The 7,520-nt window shown below is 52.2% G+C and carries 4 protein-coding genes, 1 tRNA gene, 2 rRNA genes and 1 pseudogene; all 8 read right to left on the reverse strand.

Annotation, left to right across the window (positions count from 1 at the left end):
• Window positions 1-388: 388 nt before the first annotated feature.
• Window positions 389-577, reverse strand: a pseudogene (locus FJY67_10290) (hypothetical protein).
• Entirely contained in the window at window positions 552-836 is a 285-nt protein-coding gene (locus FJY67_10295) for a BrnT family toxin (protein ID MBM3329843.1), read from the reverse strand. The pseudogene FJY67_10290 and the gene FJY67_10295 overlap by 26 nt, the downstream one beginning before the upstream one ends.
• Window positions 837-968: 132 nt before the next feature.
• Window positions 969-1,086, reverse strand: a 5S ribosomal RNA gene (gene rrf, locus FJY67_10300).
• A gap of 7 nt (window positions 1,087-1,093) precedes the next feature.
• On the reverse strand, window positions 1,094-2,113 hold the full coding sequence (locus FJY67_10305) for a hypothetical protein (protein MBM3329844.1): 1,020 nt from the start codon (window positions 2,111-2,113) through the stop codon (window positions 1,094-1,096).
• Window positions 2,114-2,362: 249 nt separating this feature from the next.
• Window positions 2,363-5,694: ribosomal RNA gene (locus tag FJY67_10310) — 23S ribosomal RNA — on the reverse strand.
• Window positions 5,695-5,951: 257 nt separating this feature from the next.
• Window positions 5,952-6,029 (reverse strand) — tRNA-OTHER (locus FJY67_10315).
• Window positions 6,030-6,200: 171 nt separating this feature from the next.
• Window positions 6,201-6,620, reverse strand: a complete 420-nt coding sequence (locus tag FJY67_10320) for a hypothetical protein (GenBank protein MBM3329845.1) — start codon at window positions 6,618-6,620, stop codon at window positions 6,201-6,203.
• A gap of 86 nt (window positions 6,621-6,706) precedes the next feature.
• On the reverse strand, window positions 6,707-7,438 hold the full coding sequence (locus FJY67_10325) for a class I SAM-dependent methyltransferase (protein MBM3329846.1): 732 nt from the start codon (window positions 7,436-7,438) through the stop codon (window positions 6,707-6,709).
• Window positions 7,439-7,520 lie beyond the last annotated feature (82 nt).

Here is a 7,520-nt window from a genome sequence, read left to right on the forward strand (position 1 = left end):
GTGTCCTTTGTGATGTGACAACCCCAATATACAAAGTGCGAATCCAAAATCAGATCCCGAAGAATCTTAAACTACAAGAAAGACTTTTTCAACAGACTCATATTATATCCTTATGATATTAAACGGCAACGTTTGTCCTTTCAAGCATCAGGCTCTTCGCCTGAAAAAACTCCCCCCGCAGACCCCTGCATTCGCAGGGGCAGGCTTTCCCCATCTGCGCGAGGACAGGCTCTGCTCTCCCGCCCGGCTGCCCGGGCAGTACCTTCCGCCGTGGACGGCATCACGCCTTCACCGCCGGTTTGGCGGACGACCGGGCGCGGCGCTTCTTTTGGCCGTTCGATGAGGCTGGCTTCACCGGCGCGACTAATTCACTGATGGCGATGTATTTTCGAAGGGCGTCGTTAACCGAACTTGCGTCAGGAAAGACTTCATGGACGTCCAAGTCTATCTTGACGACATTCGATTCTTCCTTTGCCATTCGCTTGGCATGTTTGCCCCAGATGGCTTTGGAATAATCAAAGTCGTAGTGATCGCGCATGGTGTCTTCGTCGCTATGGTTTTGCTCTTTTTTCTTCATAGGCTTTTGTCTCCCGTCTGTCGGCTTTCCGTGCACTGATTATACGAATGACATCGCGACGCTCGGTATAGCAAACAACGAGGAGTTTACTGGAGATTGAAGGGCCGATTTTGATCCAGCGTTCTTCCCCTTCTGAGTGGTCGGGATCAGGGATATCAGCGGATAAAGTTGTCTTGAAAACACTCCGAGCCTCGATAAATGAGACTCCGTGCTTTGCCAGGTTGGCTTCGGCTTTGTCGTCGTCCCAGTCGAATAGCAGCGGACGGATTTCCTCTTCGATAGTGTCCTCAATATATGATGATTGAGTTCCCAATGCAACTGTCTTGCCCAAAAACGACAGAGCGCCCGCGCCTGTGATTGGGCGCAGGCGCTTTGCCTGTGAAAAAACTCCCCCCGCAGACGACCTACTCTCCCACCGCCTCTCGGTCGGCAGTACCATCGGCGCGCGGCGGCTTGACTGCTCTGTTCGGAATGGGAAGAGGTAGGTCCCGCCGGCTATGGTCTGCGAAGGAAAAATTATATTACTTTGACTCTTTGAAAATCCTGCCTGATTGCTTGAGTTCCCTCGGAAGAATTGTCTTTCTTACCTCCCTTTGCAGATTCAACAGAGAGGTCAACTTTCGGTAATTTTCTTCCCTTATTTTGCTGACTTCCTTGTCGAGAGGCTTCATGATTGCTTCCATTATTGGGTTTGGTCTTATCATTAATTGAACTGTTATATAACTTTATTATTGGCTTGTCAATGTCTGATTGACTGGAATCGATGTGTTCCAGTAATTTCTCTACGACAGAATCAACCTCGCGACTGAAGTCAACTATACTGTTGAATAGAGTTTTGGCTTCACCGCGGTCAATCACAAAATCATGTGATGGATACCCAAATAACAGCTTACTCAGCGCTTCATCACCTATTGAATTTGTTTGCTTCCGTAGGCGCTCAGCATATGCCTGTGCGACAAGTAACGAGCGAGATTCTTCTCCCAAGCGCATTGGATCGATTTGGCCGAAAATTGGTGTATATAGGCCAACTGCGAGTCTCTCTGCAATTTCCATGCAGCTACGGGTGGAAATCTGCAATTCACTTCTAAAACGCACATTCAAAAAACTTCGCTCAAATGCCTTGAACGCATTGTCTTGGAGGGCATCAAGGGAAGTCAGAAGAGTAAGGCCTGACTGCCTCTCGCCAAGTTCATCCTTTTTGCCAATCTGAACGTCAATCGGACCGAGCTGGGCGGTTGCGCTCATTAGAATTTTATGAGCGCCAATAGCCAGAATAGTCCCCGCACTAGTGCAATATGAGGGGACAAGAAGAGTAAGTTCCTGGTATCGTTGCTGCAGAAATCTCGCCATTCTATATGAAACAGATGCGAGCCCTCCAGGTGTGATAACCATAAAGTGGACGTTATCTGCCGGGGGCGCGTCATTGCTGCACTCCGAAATCAGCGAATTGTCTGCACTCAACTCAAGTGATCCAACAAACACGAGTAAGTCGCATCTATTAGTTCGCATGTAGCTGTCGAGAATATCATCGGACATGATTCCTCCAGAATATAATGTACATAGTGAATATGCTCCCTAATCTGCTCGTTCAGGTCGCAGCGCGCGGCCCCGCCGCGCTGGGGGGGGGATAGACGCGGTCGGAGCCGGCGCCGCAAAGGAAGTATCGAGTGTCAAGTATAAAGTGTCAAGAAAGGGATCGTGCGTCCTTCTTCTTGTTACTTGCCAACTTGGCACTTGCAAACTCACTTAAGAGTCTTTGATCATCTGCCGGGGTCGAAAACTTCCGGTCAAGCCTCACGGCTTATTAGTATCACTCGGCTGAACGCATTACTGCGCTTGCACCTGTGACCTATCGACCTGGTGATCTTCCAGGAGCCTTTAGTCCTGTAAAGGAGGGGAATCCTAATCTTGGAGTGGGTTTCGCACTTAGATGCTTTCAGCGCTTATCCCATCCCGACGTAGCTACCCGGCGATGCCGCTGGCGCGACAACCGGTACACTAGAGGTCAGTCCACGCCGGTCCTCTCGTACTGAGCATAGATCTCCTCAAGATTCCTGCGCCCGCAGCGGATAGGGACCAAACTGTCTCACGACGTTTTAAACCCAGCTCACGTACCGCTTTAATTGGCGAACAGCCAAACCCTTGGGACCTTCTCCAGCCCCAGGATGCGATGAGCCGACATCGAGGTGCCAAACCTCCCCGTCGATATGAACTCTTGGGGGAGATAAGCCTGTTATCCCCGGGGTACCTTTTATCCGTTAAGTGACGGCATTTCCATGCACTACCGCCAGATCACTAAGCCCTGGTTTCCCATCTGCTGGACTTGTTTGTCTCGCAGTTAAGCTCCCTTGTGCCTTTACACTCGCCGCACGATTACCGACCGTGCTGAGGGAACCTTTGGGCGCCTCCGTTACACTTTGGGAGGCGACCGCCCCAGTCAAACTACCCACCAGACAATGTCCCTGACCCGGATAACGGGTCCAGGTTAGATTCCCAACAGTTCAAGGGTGGTATTTCAAGGTTGACTCCCCGACGGCTAGCGCCGCCGGTTCAACGTCTCCCACCTATCCTACACATGAAAGGTTAAGAATCAATGTCAAGTTGTAGTAAAGGTCCACGGGGTCTTTCCGTCCTGCTGCGGGTAGTCGGTATCTGCACCGACATTCCCATTTCGCCGAGTCCGTGGTCGAGACAGCGCCCAGATCGTTACACCATTCGTGCAGGTCGGAACTTACCCGACAAGGAATTTCGCTACCTTAGGACCGTTCATTGGTGTTACAATCTCGCAATCGTCGCGGGGAATTTCCCCGCGCCACTGTTCGAGACGGTACAGTATTTCTACTGCACTCTACATGTCGCCATGTAGATCGGACTATATCATACCGCCTTGCGACGGTCCTGACGTATAGTCTCTGAGGATTCCGGTTACACCGGTCTTTCCTGCTGATTGTCCGCACTCATCACGTTGTCACTTATACCGCGAGACCACCCCGAACATTCCAGATCTCAGACGAGATCCTTCGCTTCGTTCAGGATGACCTAAGGTATTGAGTAGTGTGAGATTCACCGGATGTTCCAGCATTTAGTCAGGTTTTAGAACTACAGTGGTCCAGTCTATAGTTACGGCCGCCGTTTACTGGGGCTTCAGTTCGGAGCTTCTCAGGATTGCTCCCGATGACCCTTCCCATTAACCTTCCAGCACCGGGCAGGTGTCAGACCCTATACATCGCCTTGCGGCTTGGCAGAGTCCTGTGTTTTTAGTAAACAGTCGCCTGGGCCCTTTCACTGCGGCCCCTATCTCCCGATAGGGGCACCCCTTCTTCCGAAGTTACGGGGTTAGTTTGCTGAGTTCCTTAACCACGGTTTTCTCGAGCACCTTAGGATATTCACCCCATCTACCTGAGTCGGTTTGCGGTACGGTCGGCGAAGCATCTCGCTTAGAGGATTTTCCTGGCAGCCGGATTAGGGCCGGTTTGTGGGCTAAGCCCTCCCATTGGCGTTTCGGCCTTGGGGAAGTGGATTTGCCTGCTTCCCCAGCCTACGCGCTTAGACCGCCTAAGCCATCAGGCGGCCGGCCTTTCACTTCTGCGTCTCCCCATCGCTCGAACGATGCTCCACCGGCACGGGAATATTCAACCCGTTTCCCATCGCCTACGCCTTTCGGCCTCGACTTAGGGGCCGGCTAACCCTGAGCAGATTAACTTTACTCAGGAACCCTTAGATTTTCGGTGACCGGGTTTCCCACCCGGTTTATCGCTACTCACGCCAGCATACTCTCTTCCCTTTCCTCCAGCGCGCCTCGCAGCGCGCCTTCGCAGGGCAGGGAATGCTCCCCTACCAGATGCACCCGAAGGTGCAAATCCACGATTTCGGCAACGGCTTTAGTCCCGCAAATTTTCGGCGCAGGATCACTTGACCGGTGAGCTGTTACGCACTCTTTAAAGGATGGCTGCTTCTAAGCCAACCTCCCGGCTGTCTGGGTAATCCCACCTCCTTTCATCCACTTAAGCCGTATTTGGGGGCCTTAATCGATGGTCTGGGTTGTTCCCCTTTTGACCACGGAGCTTATCCCTCGCAGTCTCACTCCTGCACAGTGAGGAGCCGGCATTCGGAGTTTGAAAGGGTTCGGTAACGTGGAAACGTCCCTAGCCCTGTCAGTGCTCTACCTCCGGTCCTGTTAATGCAAGGCTGTCCCTAAAGACATTTCGGGGAGTACGAGCTATCACCGGGTTTGATTGGCCTTTCACCCCTATCCACACCTCATCCAATGGGTTTTCAACCCCAACAGGTTCGGTCCTCCATCCGCGGTTAAGCGGACTTCAACCTGGACATGGATAGCTCACCCGGCTTCGCGTCTGCCGCCCGTTACTATACGCCCTATTCAGACTCGCTTTCGCTACGGGTGCGCGGCTTAACCGCTTACCCTGGCAACGGACGAGCAACTCGCTGGCCCATTAAACAAAAGGTACGCCATCGCCGCCACAAGGACGGCTTTGACTGGTTGTAGACACGCGGTTTCAGGTACTATTTCACTCCCCTTCCGGGGTGCTTTTCACCTTTCCCTCACGGTACTGGTTCACTATCGGTCACACAGGAGTATTTAGCCTTGGGTGATGGTCCACCCGGTTTCCCACGGGGTTCCACGTGACCCGCGGTACTTGGGAAATCCGAAGGAAGACGTCCGCGTTTTCGCCTACAGGGCTGTCACCCTCTATGGCTCTCTGTTCCAAGGAGATTCGGCTAACGCGCCGCTTTGTAACTTCCTGCCGGGACTGCCGTCCCGACCATCGGCTCCCGCAACTCCCGCATTACAACGCCGGCAGGCTTGACATAATGCAGGTTTGGGCTCTTCCCGTTTCGCTCGCCGCTACTCAGGGAATCTCGGTTGACTTCTGTTCCTCCGGGTACTGAGATGTTTCACTTCCCCGGGTTGGCTTCGCGGCGCCTATGGATTCAGCGCCGGATGATCCGGCATGACCCGGATCGGGTTGTCCCATTCGGAAATCCGCGGGTCCAAGGCTGTTTGCGCCTCACCGCGGCTTATCGCAGCTTACCACGTCCTTCTTCGCCTCTGTGTGCCTAGGCATCCACCACGTGCCCTTTCTAACTTGACCGAAACTCTCTTCAATTTCTGATTTTGGATTTTGGATTTGGGACCTATGCCGTAAAGCACAAGCCTAAGTTCCACTATCCGCCATCGTCCATTGTGAAGAATTCCGACTACGGCAGATGATCAAAGACTCTTAAGTTCTCCTGCCCGTTATGGATGCGCGCAATGGACTCCCGTTGCCGGGAGTGCCATCCGCCGCCCATTGATAGGGCTTTAGGAGCGTCAATCAAGTCACGATTGACCTGAACGATGTCAAAGAACGATTGGTGGTGATCGTCGGTCTCGAACCGACTCCTCCGGCGTATTATGTGGCCGGCGCCCTGCCTGTTGAACTACATCACCTTTCCATTTCTATCCGGCACCGAACCCTTTGCGGAGCCCGGTGCCGGGGGAGTCCGTAGAAGAGTCCTACCTCAGCAGAATCGTGTAGGTTCCGCCGTTCGGATCGATGCCGTTCAGGTCGCCGAGCGGCACTCCGTATCAAACGATATTTCAAGAATCATAGACTTCTTCCTACTTGAGTTTAAGCCCCTTGCCCTTGACTTTGACGTGCGTAGTCCAGAAGAGTGGTGGCAATCCGGTTACATGGGACTCAAATCGCGGTGCAATGACCATATCAGCATTAGACGAATTCTCTATTGCGTTATAGATCGCCATGCTTCTAACTTGTCCCTCAACTGATTCCCATGGCGTAGCAATTGCCATAGCATTGAAGAAGGTACCTCGCTCCAATTTGGAGCCAATGGGAATAAAGAAAAACACCATCGTAACATTCGCTTCCCCTACTACATCACCGATGATTTCATATTGGGAAGGCTCAAGTTGACACACTGCCGAAACTGAGCCTCGATCCATTTGCAGCGATGAGCCGCAACCAGCCAAGAGAACTGCCATCAGTGCTAGCCTACCTAAGTAAGAAATAGTGTTGCGCATAGCCTACCTCGTTCGTTGTTTATGTCGATTCCCAAGGGGGAATTCTCACGGGGGGGAATACGATCCTTTCCGAACTGACAGGAATGTTATTCTGCTTCGAATAAGTATGTCCGCGCTTCGGTCTTCCAAAGTCCAAGCACCTTGAGATACCATGGCACCCACATGTCAAAGACGCGGCTGGCAACGACCTGGCAGTGATTCTCCTTCTCGACAATACGAAGTAATTGCGCTTCGCTGAAATAGGACACCACTGGAGCTCCGATATTCGACACATGATGTCCGATCAAATGAATACGTCCGCTGGTCCAACGGGTAACGATCTTCTTCACATGGAAGGCGACATTGTCGATGACCGGTGGATAATACATTCGCTCCATAATGATCAATCGGCCGTCGGGCTTCAGCAATTTCAGCGCATTGCCTACCGCCTGCGATGCAAGTTCCATGGATTCACGCCGGCTACCTCCAATCAAGTGATGCAAAATCACCGCGAGCAGAATGAAATCGAATTTACGGCTTATCTGCTTGTCAAGATCATCGTCAAGCACCGATGCCAACAGTCCCGAAATTCCGTAATCCCTGCTCATAATTTTGAGGCAGTTGGCCGAAATATCAACGCCCATCAGGTCGGTTAGCCCGGTCTGCGCTCCGATGTGGTGCAAGTTATTTCCGGTGCCGCAACCAATATCGAGGAGCGATATCCGACCACCCTTATGCTCATTGATCAGATCGACCACATCGCGCATCGACTGCACGTCATAGATCGGCGTCTGCTCGTCGAAGTAGCGGACGGTATGTTCGTCGTGGAAGCCGGTCAAATATCAATAATTCTACGAGTTTCTAGTTTCTTCTACAAACCCAGATTAGTGGGATGAGAGTATCTCTCCGGAAGGAGTTAGT

This window comes from Calditrichota bacterium (assembly GCA_016867835.1).
Lineage (GTDB): Bacteria > Electryoneota > AABM5-125-24 > Hatepunaeales > Hatepunaeaceae > VGIQ01.

What these genes read in the sequence shown, in the direction of transcription:
- FJY67_10320 (MBM3329845.1), bottom strand. Translation starts at nt 6,620, where the DNA reads ATGCGCAACACTATTTCTTACTTAGGTAGGCTAGCACTGATGGCAGTT.
- FJY67_10305 (MBM3329844.1), bottom strand. Translation starts at nt 2,113, where the DNA reads ATGTCCGATGATATTCTCGACAGCTACATGCGAACTAATAGATGCGAC.